At 68.6% G+C, this 15,615-nt stretch carries 16 protein-coding genes and 1 pseudogene; 7 read left to right on the top strand and 10 right to left on the bottom strand.

Annotated elements, in window-relative coordinates; translation table 11 throughout:
• Positions 1–9 precede the first annotated feature (9 nt).
• The 3 genes and pseudogenes from PARN5_RS0107295 to PARN5_RS24835 all read left to right on the top strand — a co-directional run.
• Complete coding sequence (locus tag PARN5_RS0107295) at positions 10–1,032, top strand: aspartate-semialdehyde dehydrogenase (RefSeq protein WP_017999114.1); 1,023 nt, start codon at positions 10–12, stop codon at positions 1,030–1,032.
• Positions 1,033–1,119: 87 nt separating this feature from the next.
• A complete protein-coding gene (locus PARN5_RS0107290; RefSeq protein ID WP_017999113.1) occupies positions 1,120–2,763 on the top strand; it encodes a DUF4139 domain-containing protein in 1,644 nt (547 codons plus the stop codon).
• Between the two features lie 685 nt (positions 2,764–3,448).
• A pseudogene (locus PARN5_RS24835) lies at positions 3,449–4,086 on the top strand (hypothetical protein); the annotation flags it as partial.
• A gap of 77 nt (positions 4,087–4,163) precedes the next feature.
• Here the strand turns inward: PARN5_RS24835 and PARN5_RS23400 are convergent.
• The 4 genes from PARN5_RS23400 to PARN5_RS21780 form a co-directional block, all read right to left on the bottom strand.
• Positions 4,164–4,472, bottom strand: a complete 309-nt coding sequence (locus tag PARN5_RS23400; protein WP_081614945.1) for a transposase — start codon at positions 4,470–4,472, stop codon at positions 4,164–4,166.
• A 362-nt stretch (positions 4,473–4,834) separates the two neighbouring features.
• Positions 4,835–5,518, bottom strand: a complete 684-nt coding sequence (locus PARN5_RS0107280) for a 5'-methylthioadenosine/S-adenosylhomocysteine nucleosidase (RefSeq protein WP_017999110.1) — start codon at positions 5,516–5,518, stop codon at positions 4,835–4,837.
• Positions 5,519–5,579: 61 nt separating this feature from the next.
• Entirely contained in the window at positions 5,580–7,166 is a 1,587-nt protein-coding gene (locus PARN5_RS21785; RefSeq protein ID WP_017999109.1) for a PAS-domain containing protein, read from the bottom strand.
• Positions 7,167–7,240: 74 nt separating this feature from the next.
• Positions 7,241–8,578, bottom strand: coding sequence for an ActS/PrrB/RegB family redox-sensitive histidine kinase (locus PARN5_RS21780; protein ID WP_017999108.1), 1,338 nt, complete (start codon positions 8,576–8,578; stop codon positions 7,241–7,243).
• A 145-nt stretch (positions 8,579–8,723) separates the two neighbouring features.
• Here PARN5_RS21780 and PARN5_RS0107265 point away from each other — a divergent pair, with 145 nt between their 5' ends.
• The gene (locus tag PARN5_RS0107265) at positions 8,724–9,272 is read left to right on the top strand and encodes an ActR/PrrA/RegA family redox response regulator transcription factor (protein WP_017999107.1); all 549 of its coding nucleotides are present in this window, start codon (positions 8,724–8,726) and stop codon (positions 9,270–9,272) included.
• A gap of 79 nt (positions 9,273–9,351) precedes the next feature.
• Complete coding sequence (locus PARN5_RS0107260) at positions 9,352–9,660, top strand: H-NS histone family protein (RefSeq protein WP_017999106.1); 309 nt, start codon at positions 9,352–9,354, stop codon at positions 9,658–9,660.
• Between the two features lie 33 nt (positions 9,661–9,693).
• On the opposite strand, the gene PARN5_RS0107255 is transcribed toward PARN5_RS0107260, so the two are convergent.
• The 3 genes from PARN5_RS0107255 to PARN5_RS0107245 form a co-directional block, all read right to left on the bottom strand.
• On the bottom strand, positions 9,694–10,305 hold the full coding sequence (locus PARN5_RS0107255) for an HD family hydrolase (RefSeq protein ID WP_017999105.1): 612 nt from the start codon (positions 10,303–10,305) through the stop codon (positions 9,694–9,696).
• 81 nt (positions 10,306–10,386) lie between these two features.
• Entirely contained in the window at positions 10,387–10,908 is a 522-nt protein-coding gene (secB, locus tag PARN5_RS0107250; RefSeq protein ID WP_017999104.1) for a protein-export chaperone SecB, read from the bottom strand.
• A gap of 49 nt (positions 10,909–10,957) precedes the next feature.
• The gene (locus PARN5_RS0107245) at positions 10,958–11,518 is read right to left on the bottom strand and encodes an FxsA family protein (protein ID WP_017999103.1); all 561 of its coding nucleotides are present in this window, start codon (positions 11,516–11,518) and stop codon (positions 10,958–10,960) included.
• A gap of 110 nt (positions 11,519–11,628) precedes the next feature.
• On the opposite strand from PARN5_RS0107245, the gene PARN5_RS0107240 reads away from it, so the two are divergent.
• Both PARN5_RS0107240 and PARN5_RS0107235 read left to right on the top strand, forming a co-directional pair.
• Complete coding sequence (locus tag PARN5_RS0107240) at positions 11,629–12,285, top strand: Tim44/TimA family putative adaptor protein (RefSeq protein WP_017999102.1); 657 nt, start codon at positions 11,629–11,631, stop codon at positions 12,283–12,285.
• 3 nt (positions 12,286–12,288) lie between these two features.
• Positions 12,289–12,897 carry a Smr/MutS family protein gene (locus PARN5_RS0107235; RefSeq protein ID WP_017999101.1) on the top strand — a complete coding sequence of 203 codons (609 nt, stop codon included), beginning with the start codon at positions 12,289–12,291 and terminating at the stop codon, positions 12,895–12,897.
• On the opposite strand, the gene PARN5_RS0107230 is transcribed toward PARN5_RS0107235, so the two are convergent.
• Genes PARN5_RS0107230 through hslU form a run of 3 tightly spaced genes read right to left on the bottom strand, consistent with a single transcriptional unit; the run spans position 12,894 to position 15,556 of the window.
• Entirely contained in the window at positions 12,894–13,967 is a 1,074-nt protein-coding gene (locus tag PARN5_RS0107230) for an alpha/beta fold hydrolase (protein ID WP_017999100.1), read from the bottom strand. The genes PARN5_RS0107235 and PARN5_RS0107230 overlap by 4 nt on opposite strands.
• A 57-nt stretch (positions 13,968–14,024) precedes the next feature.
• A complete protein-coding gene (locus PARN5_RS23395; RefSeq protein WP_017999099.1) occupies positions 14,025–14,201 on the bottom strand; it encodes a PLDc N-terminal domain-containing protein in 177 nt (58 codons plus the stop codon).
• 56 nt (positions 14,202–14,257) lie between these two features.
• Positions 14,258–15,556: an ATP-dependent protease ATPase subunit HslU gene (gene hslU, locus PARN5_RS0107220; protein WP_017999098.1), complete on the bottom strand. Its 1,299-nt coding sequence runs from the start codon at positions 15,554–15,556 to the stop codon at positions 14,258–14,260.
• Positions 15,557–15,615: the final 59 nt, after the last annotated feature.

Genomic DNA, 15,615 nt, shown 5'->3' with positions numbered 1-15,615 from the left:
AGACCCCCAATGGGCTACAAGGTCGTTGTCGCCGGCGCCACGGGGAACGTGGGCCGTGAAATGCTGAACATTCTCGCCGAGCGCGAGTTTCCTGCCGATGAGGTTGTCGCTCTGGCTTCGCGCCGGAGCATTGGCACTGAGGTCAGCTATGGCGACAAGACCCTGAAATGCAAGGACATCGAGGGTTTCGACTTTACCGGCTACGACATCGCGTTGTTCGCCATCGGCTCGGACGCGACCAAGACCTATGCCCCCATCGCCGCCAGCCAGGGCTGCGTGGTGATCGACAACTCGTCGCTCTATCGCTACGACCCGCAGATCCCGCTGATCGTGCCCGAGGTGAACGCCGACGCGATCGAGGATTACCGCAACAAAATGATCATCGCCAATCCCAACTGCTCGACCGCGCAGATGGTGGTGGCGCTGAAGCCGCTGCATGACCGCGCCCGGATCAAGCGCGTCGTCGTCTCGACCTACCAGTCGGTGTCGGGCGCCGGGAAAGAGGGCATGGACGAGCTCTGGAACCAGACCAAGGGCATGTATGTCCCGGGGCAAGAGGTCGAGCCGAAGAAGTTCCAGAAGCAGATCGCCTTCAACGTGATCCCGCAGATCGACGTCTTCCTGGACAGCGGCGACACCAAGGAAGAATGGAAGATGGTGGCCGAGACCAAGAAGATCCTCGACCCTGCGATCAAGGTCACGGCGACCTGCGTGCGGGTGCCGGTCTTTGTCGGCCATTCCGAGGCGATCAACGTCGAGACCGAGGATTTCCTGGACGAGGACGAGGCCCGCGACATCCTGCGCGAGGCGCCGGGCATCCTGGTCATCGACAAGCGCGAGCCGGGCGGCTACGCCACGCCGGTCGAATGCGTCGGCGATTTCGCGACCTTCATCTCACGCATCCGCCAGGACGTGACCGTGGAAAACGGCCTGAACTTCTGGTGCGTCAGCGACAACCTGCGCAAGGGCGCGGCCTTGAACGCGGTGCAGATCGCCGAGCTTCTGGGCAATCGCGTGCTGAAAAAGGGCTGAGAGGCCGATGCGGGGGCGCCTTGGGCGCCCTCTTGCATTTCGCGCCCGCGTCGCGGACCCTGTCGGCCGTTATCAACGAGGGGTCCGATGCGTCATCTTCTGCTTTCCACCGCCATCCTGTTCGCCGGCCCCGCGCTTGCCGACCGCATCGAGACCACGGCCCGCGTGACCGATGTGACCGTCTATCCCTGGGGCGCCGGCGTCACCCGCGAGGCGGCGCTGGACCTGCCCGCCGGCGCGCATGAGCTGGTCATCCCCGGCATCCCCGAGGGCGTGGCCCCGGAAAGCCTGCGCATCAGCGGCCAAGGCGCGGTGATCGGCGCCGTCGGCTTCCAGCAGGAACGCGCCCTGCCCGAGACGCCGGCGAAATCGCCCGAGCTCGCCGCGGCCGAGGACCGGGTGCGGCAGCTGAAATCCGAGCTTTCGGCCCATGCCTCCCGCGTCGCCGGCATCAAGGCCCAGGGCGAGGCGGCCGAGGACCTGATCGAATTCCTGATGAAGCTGGCGGAATCCGACGGCATGGCCGGCAATGACATCGCCGCCTTGTCGGGCACGGTCGGCCAGCAATTGCTGCAGGCGCGCCAGGCCGCGATCCGCGCCGAGGCCGAGGCCGAAGCCGCCGACCAAGGCCGCGAGGATCTGGAGGAGCGGCTGGAGACGGCCGAGGCCCGGCTCGAGGCGCTGCGCGGCCCGGAATCGGCGCGCGGCGCGCTGGTCGTCGCGGTCCAGGGCCAGGGCCAGCCCGCGCGCATCCGCATCACCAGCCTGACCGGCGACGCCAGTTGGCAGCCGGTCTACGACCTGTCGCTGGCCCGCAAGGCGGGCACGCTGCGCCTGGATCGCGGGCTGCTGGTGCGCCAGAGCACCGGCGAGGATTGGGCCGGCGTGCATCTGCTGCTGTCCACCGCCCGGCCGATGGACCAGTCGGCGCCCAGCGAATTGCAGCCGCAATTCCCCCGCATCGGCGAGAACGAGGCCCAGCTCTACAGCCGCTCGGCCGCGCCGATGGCCGAGGCGGCGATGGATTCCGCCGAGCGCCATGAGGTCGAGCCGGTCGTGCTGGACGAATCCGCCGTCGCCGGATCGGCCCTGGCGGGCGTGGTCGGCGAGACGGTGGTCTATGACTACCCGACCTCGGTCACGCTGCGCGACGGCGCCGATGCGCTGCGCCTGCCGCTGGATTCGCATGCGCTGACCCCCGAGGTGGTGGCCGAGGCGGTGCCGCGCCGCGACGACACCGCCTATCTGGTGGCCGATACGGTGAATTCCACCGGCGCGGTGATCCTGCCCGGCAGCGCCAGCTTTTACGCGGACGGCGCCCTGGTCGGGCGCGGCGCGCTGGAGCTGACCGCCGCCGGCGACAAGATGAAGCTGGGCTTCGGCCCGCTGACCGGCATCAAGCTGGAACGCCGGACCCCCGACGAGACCGAGGGCGCGCGCGGGCTGATCTCGAAATCCTCGGAACGCCAGGAGGTGGCCGAGCTGCGCATCCGCAACCTGACCGCCGAGGAATGGCCGTTGCGGGTGATCGACCGGGTGCCGGTCTCGACCCAGAAGGACCTGCGCATCGACTGGCGCGCCGACCCCGCGCCCGACGCCACCGACCCCGACGGCAAGCGCGGGCTGCTGGTCTGGAACCGCCGCATCGCCGCCGGAGAGCAGCAGGTCATCACGCTGAGCACCACGCTGCGCTGGCCCGAGGGCCAGATGCTGATCGGCGCCGAGGACTGATCCAGGCGGATCCGGCGTCTGCACCGTGGCATCGTCGTCCAAGAGGCATCTACCGCGCGACTTTCGCCGCTGGACAGGTCCTGGCCGTGCCAGCGGCGCGACCGGGTCCAGCGAAGGGGCCGCGGCAAGGGCGGCGCCGCTCCAGCCGGTCAGGTCAGGGCCGTGGTCACCAGGTGTCCTGCAAGCATGTCGGACTCCCGTCAGATGCAAGGTGACGGCTGGGCGGTTCGGCTCCGTCTGCAGGTCGACAGCCCGCTGGGTGATCCCGTTGCGCTGCGCCTCGCGCAATCGCGAGCCCCGGTGCGGATCGGCGCCGAGGGCCTAAGCACAGCACAGGCGACGGCAAATCCGAGGCATCTGGAGCCGCAGGACCCGCCACCGGCTACTGCGTGGAATCCGGCCATGGTCAAGGCGAGCGACGACGGCACAAGCTGCGTCGAGGCAAGCGCCCGTCTGGCAAGCAGCAGCACCGCTGGGAGATTCCTTTGGCACTGCCCCGCGCCAGTCGCGAGCCCGGATCAGCGCTGGCTCGCGCAGGACGACCGAAAAGACCGGCAGATGCGCGGCGCCTAGCTGGTTGATCTCCTGGTTTGATGGTGCGGTCCTTTCTTTGGAATGGAGGAAGCTCCATGGGCCAGGTTCGTCACGCAGCGCCACGACCACGCACGCCATCCGGGCTGCAATAATGAGGGCCTGCCCGCCATTGGTCCGAGGGCCGGCCCGAATGATCGCACGCTTCGACCGCCGCTGCGCCGGGAGCCTGGCATCAGCCCTCGCGAAGTGGCGTAAGCGGGCCACGGTCGACGATTTGAACCGGGCCGCCGGAACCTCGCTCTACGGTTCTCTCCGAGGCCGAAGAGCTGCTGCCACTGGACGGCGCTTCGCTTGCACGTATGCCTTGCAGCCGACACGACCGCACCTGACACGATCAGCACTGCACCGGTGTCATGACATCTCGCGTCTACCGGATGTCGAGGGGGACAAGCCACCGCGGCCGCGCCTCAAACGCTATCCCATTGGTTTCGGCCTTGCCCTCGAACCGATGGCGGGCGAGGCCTCAGTTCCATGTCGACATTGCAGAGGTTCAGGCCGCCGAAGGGAGCCTCTATCTTTTTCTCGCAATCGACAGAACCAGCACGTCTGCCTTCGACTCGCTCAAGAGGCCGGGCTGCCGCGCAGGTCCTGCGCGACCTGATCGCAGCTGTGCCGGATCCGCACAATGTTAACCAACAATGGCGTGCAGTTCGCAATCGGCCCGACGATACCGGCGCGTTCGAGCACATCTTCGGACGCATATGCCGCGAGCATAGCATTAAGCACCGTGAGCACTCGGCCCAGCCCTCTGCGGCGAGGCTTGACGCTGTGGTGAAGTTCCAGGGCATGAGCTTGTCGATGCGGCGCTAGGGATGCCCGTCGAGCAAGGTGCAGGGGTCTCGGCGGGATGGTGACCGGATGTCGTTCATCTTGCAGTCGGCAGTGAGGCTGGCGAGCATGGCCCGGTGCTCCGCTCCGGCCTCATGCCCCGCGAAGAGGGCATTCTTGCGGGTCGACGCGATCTTCCGGATCCGGTTTTCGACAGGATTGGTGTCCAGTTCCGGGCGACCATCCTCGGGGAAGCGGGCAAGACCCGGCCAGCGCGCCAGCGTGTAGCGGATAGCTTCGGCCAGTTTCGAGGACCGGGGAATGCGCGAGAGCTGTGCACGAGCCAATGATGGGGGCCGGGCGTGTCTGCCGTGCCGCGAGGCGGATCAGGCGCCGCGCATCCGCCTTCCCGATGGCATGGAGTCCGGCGATCTGGCGCAGGGCTGCCTCGGCGATCCGTCCTTTTCCAGCCGCTTCACGAACCGCCGGCGCGCATGCGTCCAGCATGGGACGAGCGTCCACGGCCGGTGTCGGTCATGACAGCGGGCGCTGGGCCCCGGCCGCCACCATCATCAAAGCGTGCCCGAGTCATTCTGCCGCAGCTATCCCGCCAGCTCAGGTCGCAACCCGCTAGGACAGAAGGACCATCCACCTCAGGCTTCACCCTCGCCGCAGTCATGATCTGGATGACTTGACTGCCGATCCGACCTTAAGCGCCAGTCGCTGGCAGCATCAGCGCGCCCGAAGCCAGCGCCTCGCTCAGCTGGTCCACGGCCTCGGCCAGGTTTTCGTCGACGAGATGCAGGTATTGCGTCCAGTCCGACAGCTGGCGCAGTTCCTCGGCCCCGTCCGAAATGCCGCGCAGACCGATCAGCGGCAGGCCGAAGCGCTGGCAGGCCCGCAGCACCGCATAGCTCTCCATGTCGACCATCTGCGCCGTGACCGCATCATAGCCCGCGCCGCTGACGATGCTGGCCCCGGTGGCGAGGCTCGCCTCGGCGAGACCGGGGATGCGATGCGGCAGCGGCTGGCGGGCAGGCAGGCCCAGAAGCGGCGTCTCGCCGCGGGCAAATCCCAGGGCCGAGGCGTCCATGTCGCGATATTCCAGCGCCGAGACCTGGTAGACCCGGAGTTGCTCCAGCTGGCGCGAGCCGGCCGAACCCAGCGAGACCACCAGTTCGGGCAAGGCATCCCGGGCCTCGAGCCGTGCGAGTTCGGCGGTCAGCACGACCGCGGCCTCGACCGGGCCGACGCCGGTCATCAAGGGCGCGATGCGGGCCCGCAGCTGCGGCCCGTATTCGGATTCGAGCGCCATCACGAACAGCACGCGGCGCCCGGCCACGGTGTCGGGGACCACCGGCCGGCTGCCATCCTGTCGCGCCCTATCCATCATGCCCTGCCTCCTGCAATCCGGCGCAGGGAAGCGCAGGGCGGGTCCGGAGGCAAGGGAGATTTCATCCGCTCATGCTGTGGCGCAGCCACGCCGTCTCTGCCGGATCCGCCGGCGCGGTCCTAGCCGGCGGGTCGGCCGCAAGCGGCGGCGTCGGCATCGGCGCGGCAAAGCTCAAGAGCAGCCGCCCGCCCGACAACCCGCGCAGCCCCCAGGAGAGCAGGCCGCCGGCCGGACCGGCCATTGCACCGCGCACCGGCTGGTCGGGCAGCGCGGCATGAAGCGCCTCGCGCAGCGCGGCAAGGCCGGGGCTTTGCCCGCAAGCCTGGGTCCAGATCGCGATATGGTCGTCCAGCGTCGCCGGCGCGGCGGCACCCCAAAGCTCGCCATAGCGGCGGTTCGAGATCAGAAGCTCGCCATTCGCGGCAAAGACCACCACCGCATCCTCGAGCGAATCCAGCACCTCGGCGCCCAGCGACAGGTCGGCGCGGAACTTGCGGGTCAGCGAGATTTCCGAGGTGATGTCCTCGAACAGGAAGGCCACCGCACCGTCGGGATGAGGCCGGCCGGTGACGCGATAGGTCTGGCCGCCGGGCAGCGACCACATCTCGACATGATGCCCCGAGGACGCCGCCGCCTCGAGCGAGGCCATCTGGTTGCGCCAGCTGCGGTAATCCTTGGGCTCGGGCACCATGCGCGCCTCGCGCAGGCGATCCAGAAAGGCGTAAAGCGTCGGGCGCGCGGTCAGGAAGCCGGTGGCGAGGCCGGTCAGGTCGATCAGCGCCGGGTTGAAGAGCTGCAGATTGCGGTCGCGGTCGAAGATCGCGAGCCCGATGGGCAGGTCGGCAAAGGTCTTGGTCAGGGTCTGGACGAATTCGCGCAGCGCCCGCTCGGCGCGGACGGCGGCATCGGCGGGCAGGGCGATGGCGACGGTCTGCTCGGCGACCTCGTGCACGTGGCAATCGTACCAGCGGCTCTGCCCGTCATGGTCGACCTGGATGCGCCGAGCGCCGCCGCCGCTGGCCGGGCGCGCGCTGAGGTCGACGATCTGCGGCAGGGGCCATTGCGTCTGGTCGGGCAGCCGGGCATCGGCCAGGTCCATATAGGCCGAGTTCGCCCAGGTGACCTGGCCCTGGCGGTCCTGGCGCCAGGCCAACATCGGCGAATGGTCCATGGTGCTGCGCAGGATCTCGAGTTCCTGCTCCATGACGCCCAGCGACAGCGAATCGACCAGGATGCCGGCATTCTCGGCGGCCGGATCGGCCAGCGTCAGGCGGACCACCCCCTCGCCCAGATCCTCGGCCAGCAGGCGCAGCGGATGGCCTTGGGCGCGTTCCTTGAACTCCAGCCGCGCGGCGCCGGAGAGATCGGGCAGCAGCGCGCCGAAATCCGGCAGGCGCATCGCCAGCCAGCTGGTCAGGCCCTGCCAGTCGCCCTGGCCGGGCAGCGTCGCCAGCAGCGCCCGGGCCGGGCCGGTGGCATCGATCAGCACCTGGTTGCGGAACAGGAACACGATCGGCTCGATCCCGCGTTCCAGGCCACGCGCCGGACCGGCGCCGCCGAAGCGCCGCTCGAGCTGCCGCATCAGCAGCAGCGCCAGGCCGACGGCCAGCGCCGCGGCAGCAAAGGCGATCAGGAAATGCGCAACCATCGCAACAACCCATCATGGACCCACCTGCTCAACTATAGCGCGATATTTTAAGAAGTGGTTAACGGGCGCCGGATTCAGCCGAGAATTTCGGGGTTTCGCCCCAGGGCGCCACGGTTGTCGGTCTCGATCAGCTCGCGCGGCCAGATCACCGTGACCTCGGCGCCCTGCGCGCCATTGCCGAAGCGCAGCCGCGCGCCCGAGCGTTCCAGCAGCGCCTTGGCGATGAAGAGGCCCAAGCCCATGCCCTCGTAGCTGCGGCCGTCCTCGGCGCGCGGGCGGGTGGTCAGGAAGGGGCTGCCGATGCGCGGCAGCAGCGTCGGGGGAAAGCCCGGGCCGTCGTCGCTGATGCGCAGCCAGATCTCGCGCCGGTCGGCGCCGGTGCGCACGGTGACACGCTCGGCCGCGAAATCGACGGCGTTCTGGATCAGGTTGCGCAGCCCGTGGATGACCGCAGCGTCGCGATGCACGATGGGGTCGGCCGCGGCGCTGTCCAGCACGATCTGCGCGCGCCGGTCGCGATGCGGGGCGGCGGCCTCGGCCAGCACCTCGGACAGCGGCGCCGAGCGGATCAAGAGATCGTCGCGGCCCGAGGCGCCCATGGATTTCAGGATGTCGCGGCAGCGGTCGGCGGATTGGCGCAGCAGCGCCAGATCCTCGGCCAGGTCGTCGCGGTCGGGCAGCGCCTCGGCCAGCTCGTCGGAAAGCTCGGCGCTGACCAGCTTGATCGTGGCCAAGGGCGTGCCCAGCTCATGCGCGGCGGCGGCGACGACACCGCCCAGGGTCTGCAGCTTCTGTTCCCGCTCCAGCGCCATGCGCGCGGCGAAAAGCGCGTCCGAGGTGGCGCTGACCTCGGCCGCGACCAGCCGCGCATAGGCCGCGAAGAACAGCGCGCCGATGACGATGGCGAACCAATGCCCGACCAGCAGCGGATATTGCAGCGCAAGCGGGGCCGGGCGGAAGGTCAGCGGCTGGGCAAAGACCGCCGCCAGCGTCACCATGACGAAGGTGGCCACGCCCAGGGCCAGCAGGTGCCGGCCCGGCAAGGCGGTCGCCGTGATGGTGACGGGCGCCAGCAGCAGCAGCGCAAAGGGGTTTTCCAGCCCGCCGGTCAGCGCAAGAAGCGCCGCGATCTGCGCCAGGTCGAAACCCAGTTGCCAGGCCGCCTCGCGCGCCGTGATGCGCCGGCCGGGCCGCAGCGACAGCGCCAGGTTCAGCGCGATGGCAAGGCCGATCACCGCCAGCACCGCCGGCAGCGAGAATTTCGCCCCGATCGCCAGCGCCGCGCCCACGGCGGCCAATTGCCCGGCGATGGCGACCCAGCGCAGCAGGATCAGGGTGCGCAGCCGGATCGGCTCGGGTCCCGGCTGGCCGGGCAAAAGGTCGATGCGGCGGGAAACGAGGCCAAGGGGCACGCGGGGTCTCCGGTTGCGGGGGCTTTGACCTTGATAGGGCGGCGACCGGCGGCAATCAATGCGCGGGCCGGGCATGAATTGGGGCCATATTTGACCAGGCCGGAAAAACCGCCTAAGCAAATCCAAAATCAAGGGCGAAAGCGATATGGCCGAGGAATACCAGATCGGACCGGACCCCAGCCTGCTGCTGGTCGACGATGACGAGATCTTTCTGACCCGGCTGGCCCGGGCGATGGAAAAGCGCGGCTTTGCCGTCAGCCGTGCCGGTTCGGTGGCCGAGGCCCGCGCGCTTCTGGCCGAAAAGGCGCCGGCTTTCGCCGTGGTCGACCTCCGGCTGGAAGACGGCAACGGGCTGGACGTGGTCGATGCGATCCGCGAGACCCGCGCCGATGCCCGCATCGTCGTGCTGACCGGATATGGCGCCATCGCCACCGCGGTCGCGGCGGTGAAAATGGGCGCCACGGATTACCTGTCCAAACCCGCCGACGCCGATGACGTCACCCGCGCCCTGCTGGCGCGCGGCGAAACGCTGCCGCCGCCGCCGGAAACGCCGATGTCGGCCGACCGGGTGCGCTGGGAACATATTCAGCGCGTCTATGAACAATGCGACCGCAATGTCAGCGAAACCGCGCGGCGGCTGCATATGCATCGCCGCACCTTGCAGCGGATTTTGGCCAAGCGCAGCCCGCGTTAATAACGGCGCCCCCGAAAACATTTGCAATTCCGGGCGGAATGCAAATATTGGGGGCACAAACAAAAACCGGGATGCCGATATGACCGTTGATCTGGACGCAATGTCCCTGAAGGAACTGCGTGATCTGCGCAACAAGCTGGACCGCGCCATTTCCACCTTCGAGGATCGCCGCAAACGCGAGGCGCTGGCCGCCGTCGAAAGCGCGGCGCGCGAATTTGGCTTCAATCTGGCCGAACTGACCGCCGCCCGGCCGGCGCGCAGCAAGGTGGCGGCAAAATATGCCAATCCCCAGGATCCTTCGGCGACCTGGACCGGGCGCGGACGCAAGCCGCGCTGGGTGCAGGAAGCCCTGGACAGCGGCAAAAAGCTGGAAGATCTGGAAATCTGAACCGAAACCCCCGCGAAAAGCCGCGGGGGTTTTTCATTTCTCCGCCCGGTCGGTTTCCGCGATCAATTCGTCAAATCGAGCCAAATAGGCGGCACGGGTTTCGCGCGGCGGCCGCAGCCTTATCTCCAGCCCCTGCAACAGGCCGGGATCGGGAACCGGAAACAGCCGGTCCGCCTCGGCCCGGGAAAAACCGGCGATCTGAACGGCTTCCAGCCAGGCCGAGATGCGGTCGGCACGCTTGATGGCGCGCTTGACCGGCGCCGGCAATTGCGCCGGCAATCCGAAGCGCCGGTGGATCGCCGCCGCCAGGCGCGAGTCCATTTCGCCATATTCGCGTCCCAGCGCCGCCTTCACCGGCGAAATCATGTCGCCGATGACATATTCCGGCGCGTCATGCAGCAGCGCCGCCAGGCGCCAGCAGGGCTCGGCCTGGGGTTCGGCCCGGGCGTGGATCTGCTCGACCAGCAGCGAATGCTCGGCGACGCTATAGGCCCAATCGCCATGGGTCTGGCCGTTCCAGCGCGCGACGAAAGCCAGGCCATGCGCGATGTCGGCGATCTCGATATCCATCGGCGTCGGGTCCAGGAGGTCCAGCCGACGCCCCGAAAGCATCCGCTGCCAGGCCCGTTTCGCGGCTTTCGCCATCGCTCTTTCTCCGGTTGCGGCACGAAGAAGGGCCCGCGACGCCTCCGCCACGGACCCGGGATCACGCAGAAGTGAACGCGCTCAGGACAGCGGCTGGTCGGCCGGCCGCTCGGCCTGCATGCGGCGGGCGATCTCCTGGCGATACAGCGCCACGAAGTCGATCGGGTCCATGTTGAAGGGCGGGAAGCCGCCGTCGCGGGTCATGTCCGAGACGATGCGCCGCACGAAGGGGAACAGCATGCGCGGGCATTCGATCATCAGGAAGGGATGCAGCTGGTCCTCGGGCACGCCCTCGACGTGGAAGATGCCGCCATAGTCCAGCTCGCACAGGAAGATCGGCGACTTGTCGGCGGCATTGGTCGATTGCACGCGGAACTTGCTGATGACCTCATACTGGTGATCGGCCGGGCGCTTGCGGGCGTCGAGGCTGACCTGGACGCTGATCTCGGGCTGCACCTCGCCCGAGGGCAGGCCCTTCTGCGCGACGGCGTTTTCAAACGACAGGTCGCGGATGTATTGCGTCAGCACTTGCAGCCGCACGCCGGCCGGGGCCTCGGGCGCCTGGCCGTCGGGCGCGGCGGCATTGTTGGTCTCGTCGCTCATTGCATTCTCCTCGGATTTGCCGGGGTTCTAGCACCCCGGCGCCGGGCGCTCAATGCCGCGTCCAGCCCGAGCTGCCGGGACGTTTCGGCGCAGACTGGTCGGTCAGACCTTCGCGCACCGGGGCGGGCGGATCGTCCTGCACGGAATATTCGCCGTCGATCACCCCGTCGTCGGGCCAGCCGCGGGCCGGGCGAAACCCGGCCGGATCGGCGCCCAGGTCGGCATCGGGAAAGCGCGGCGGATAGCCGAAGCCGGCCGAGGCCACCGTGACCCGCCGGCCCATCCAGCGCAGAAGCAACGCCCGCACCGCGGGGATCAGCAGCAAAAGCCCGATGGCGCTGGTCAGCAGGCCGGGCACCATCAGCAGCATCCCGGCGATCATCACCAGCGCGCCATGCGCCATAGGCCGGGCCGGGTCGCGGAATTCCTGCATCGCCTGTTGCAGGTCCAGCATGGCGCGGGCGCCCTGGCGGCGCATCACCGCCGCGCCCAGGACCGCCGAGCCCAGCACCAGCGCCAGCGTCGGCAGCACGCCGATCAGGCCGCCCACCTGGATGAACAGCGCGATCTCGACGATCGGCAGGATCACGAAAGGCAACAGCAGCCACATGCGAAACTCTCTCCCCAGTCTTCCATTTTCCGGCGCCAAACTGGACTTGGGCCGGTGCTCACCCTACATAAGCATCCAAACCGCCGTTACAAAGATTGTCAGGCCCGCCCATGTCGAACCCCCTGCTGCAATTGCTCGTCCTGGGCGCGATCGCCGTCTTCCTGATCCTGCGCCTGCGCGGCGTCCTGGGCACGCGCGACGGGTTCGAGGCGCCCAGCATTCCCGAGGAGCCGACGCCGCGCAAGCGCTTCGACGTGATCGAGGGCACGGCCGAGCCGGGCGACAGCGACATCGCCGACCATGCCGAACCGGGCAGCCCGACCGCCCAGGCGCTGGCGCAGATGAAACGCGCCGAGCCCGACTTTGCCGTCGGGCCCTTCCTGGCCGGCGCCAAATCCGCCTATGAGATGATCCTGATGGCCTTCGAACGCGGCGACATTGCCGAGGTGCGCGGCTTTCTCGCGCCGCAGGTGGCCGAGGCCTTCGACAGCGTCATCGCCGACCGCAAGGCGCGCGGGCTGACCACCGAGGCGCAGTTCCTCGGCACCCGCGAAACCGCGCTGGCCAGCGCCGAATTCACCCCCGCCACCGGCATGGCCGAGCTTTCGGTCCGCTTCGTCGGCGAGATGATCGTCGCCACCCGCGACGCCCAGGGCAATGTGGTCGACGGCGACCCGAAATCGGCCCGCAAGCAGCGCGACATCTGGACCTTTGCCCGGCGCATGGGCCAGGACGATCCGAACTGGCAACTGGTCGCCACGGCCTGACCCATGGCAAGGAAGCGGCGCGGACTCTCGGCCGAGGACAAGGCCCTGTGGTCGCGCGTCGCGGCCAGCGCCGTGCCCATGCATCCCGGCCGCAAGCCGCCCGAGCCGCCGCTGCCCGAACCCCTGGCTCCGCCGCCGAAAGCCCCGCGCCTGGCGGAACAGCCGCCGCCGCTTGCGCTGCATGACCTGCGCATCGGCAAGCTGGCGGCCGCTCCCGCGACCCGCGTCGCGCTGTCGCCTTCGCCGCCGGCCATGGCCCATGCCCAGCCGCTGCGCATGGACCACAAGACCCATCGCCAGATGACCCGCGGCAAGCTCGCCCCCGAGGCGCGCATCGACCTGCATGGCATGACGCTGAACATCGCCCAGCCGGTGCTGACCCGCTTCATCCTGCAGGCCCGGGCCGAGGGCCGGCGGCTGGTGCTGGTCATCACCGGCAAGGGCCGCGAGGGCGGGCCCGACGCCCCCCTGCCCGTCCGCCCCGGCGCGCTGCGCCACAATGTGCCGCATTGGCTGCACATGCCGCCGCTGAGCCAGGTGGTGCTGCAGATCCGCCCCGCGCATCGCCGTCACGGCGGCGAGGGCGCCTATTACGTCTATCTGCGCCGCTAGAAGCCGGGCGAGATCACGACCTGCGCCGCCCGCTCGACCCGCAGCGCGGTCTGGGTCAGCGGCCCGACTCCGCCCGCCACATCCGACGAGAACACGGTGTTCAGCTCTCGCGCCTGGTTCAGGATCCGCATCAGCGCGGGCGAGGTGGCGACATTGAAATGCCCGTCGCCGCTGCTGAAGGCGCCGACGTCGACCAGCGTCACCGGCAGGTCCGCCACCGCCCGCGCATCGGTCAGGTTGCCCAGCCGCACCGGCTCGGCCGAGATCAGAGCCGACAGGTTCAGCGCCCGGTCCCGTCCCGAGGTGAAGATGATGAAAGGTTGCGGCAGCCGGCCGATGGCGCGGGCCTGGCTGCGGAACACGCCGACGTCGATGTCGGGCGACAGCAGCACCACCGCGCCGATCCGCTCCAGCGTGCGCCGGTCGCCGGCGATGGCCATCTGGCGCAGGCTCTCCATCATCAACAGCGCGCCCATGGAATGCGCGACCAGGATCGCCTTGCCGCCGCCCGCCTCGGTCGCGATCCGGATGCTGTCCGCCAGCCCGTCGCGGGAATAGAGCACGCTGTCGCGGTCCCCCGCATAGGCCAGCGGCTGCCCGCGCGACGGCCACGAGAAATGCATCGGCACCCCCGGCAGATTCAGGTCACGCTCGATCTGGGCAAAGCGATACAGGCCCTCGGCGAAGGTGTTGTTGTAACCATGCACGAACAACACAACATCTCGGTCCCCGCGCGGCCTTTCCGCCACGGCGCGCCGCAGATCGGCGCGGAAATCCTCGGGCCGGGCAAAACGCCGATAGTCCGAGACCAAGAAATCCGTCTGCGGATCGGGCTTCGCGTCCTTTTTCGGATAGGTGATGGTCCCCGGCCGGCGCTGCGGCGGGACCGAGACATCGACCCTGCCGAAGCTGACCCCTTCCTGCCGGCTGTCGCGCAGGGTCCGGTTGCTGGCGACATAGATCCGCTCGACCGTGCCGATCCCGGCGGCCTCGGGCGCCAGGGTGATCGCGCCGCGCGGCGCACAGGCCGCCACGGCCAGCACCAGTCCGATCATCAGCCGCCTCGGCATGCCCGTCCCCCTTGGATCCGGGGGCAACATGCCATCACGCGGGCGGGCCGAAAAGCCCTAGCCGTAATTCGCCTTGGGCCCGGCCAGCCACCAGATGATCAGCCCGACCACCGGCAGGATGGCGACCAGCGCGATCCAGATCAGCTTGGTCGTGGTGGTCTCATTGGTGTTGATGATCGAGGCGATCGCCCAGACATCCAAAGCGAAGATGATGATGCCGAGAATATAGCTCATGGGGCGCCCTCGTCCGTTATCCGCCAGCACAACGGCGAAAGCACCCGCCGGTTCCGCTAGAGCACGTAACGCGACAGATCGGTCGAGCGCGCGAGGTCGCCCAGATGCGTCTCGACGAAGCCGGCATCGACCAGCACGCTCTCGCCCGAGCGGTCGGGCGCGCTGAAGGACAGCTCCTCGAACACCCGCTCGATGACGGTGTAAAGCCGCCGCGCGCCGATGTTCTCGACCGAGCCGTTCACCTCGGCCGCGATCCGGGCCAGCGCCCGCACGCCGTCCTCGGCGAAGGTGACGGTGACGCCCTCGGTCGCCATCAGCGCGGTATATTGCCGGGTCAGGGCATTGTCGGTCTCGGTCAGGATGCGGATGAAATCATCCTCGGTCAGGGCGCGCAATTCCACCCGGATCGGCAAGCGCCCCTGCAATTCCGGCAACAGGTCCGAGGGCTTGGCGATGTGGAAGGCGCCCGAGGCGATGAACAGGATATGGTCGGTCTTCACCGGCCCGTATTTGGTGGAAACCGTGGTGCCCTCGATCAGCGGCAGCAGGTCGCGCTGCACGCCCTCGCGCGAGACGTCGCCGCCGCGCGCATCGGTGCGCGTCGCCACCTTGTCGATCTCGTCGATGAAGACGATGCCGTTTTCCTGCACCGCCTCCAGCGCGGCGGCCTTCACCGCCTCGTCGTCCAGAAGCTTGTCGGCTTCTTCCGCGATCAGCAGTTCATAGCTTTCGGCCACGCTGACCTTGCGCCGCACCCGCCGGCCGCCAAAGGCCTTCATCAGCCCCGACAGGTCCATCATCCCGCCCATCGGCTGGCCCGGCACCTCCATCATGCCGAAGGGGTTGGAATTGTCCTGCACCTCCAGCTCGATCACGGTGTCGTCCAACTCGCCGCGCTTCAGCTTGTCGCGGAACATCTGCTTGGTCTGCTCGCGCGCGCCTTCGCCCGCCAGGGCCGCGACGACGCGATCCTCGGCCGACTTGTGGGCGCGGGCCTTGACCTCCTCGCGCATGCGCTCGCGGGTCTCGACGATGGCGGCATCGGCCAGGTCGCGGATGATCTGCTCGACGTCGCGGCCGACATAGCCGACCTCGGTGAACTTGGTCGCCTCGACCTTCAGAAACGGTGCGCGGGCCAGCTTGGCCAGCCGGCGGCTGATCTCGGTCTTGCCGACGCCGGTCGGGCCGATCATCAGGATGTTCTTGGGATAGACCTCGTCCCTCAGGTCGTCGCCCAACTGCCGGCGCCGCCAGCGGTTGCGCAGCGCCACGGCCACGGCGCGCTTGGCGTCCTTCTGGCCAATGATGAACCGGTCCAGCTCGGACACGATCTCGCGCGGTGTCAGGTCACTCATCTCGAACCTTTCTCATGCCGGGAAAAGGCTTTCTCCGTTTCCCAAATACCCCGGGGGAG

It is taken from the genome of Paracoccus sp. N5, assembly GCF_000371965.1.
In the GTDB taxonomy this organism is placed as follows: Bacteria; Pseudomonadota; Alphaproteobacteria; order Rhodobacterales; family Rhodobacteraceae; genus Paracoccus.
The sequence above is the reverse complement of the archived record's forward strand: the minus strand, read 5'-3'. Positions and strand labels throughout refer to the sequence as shown.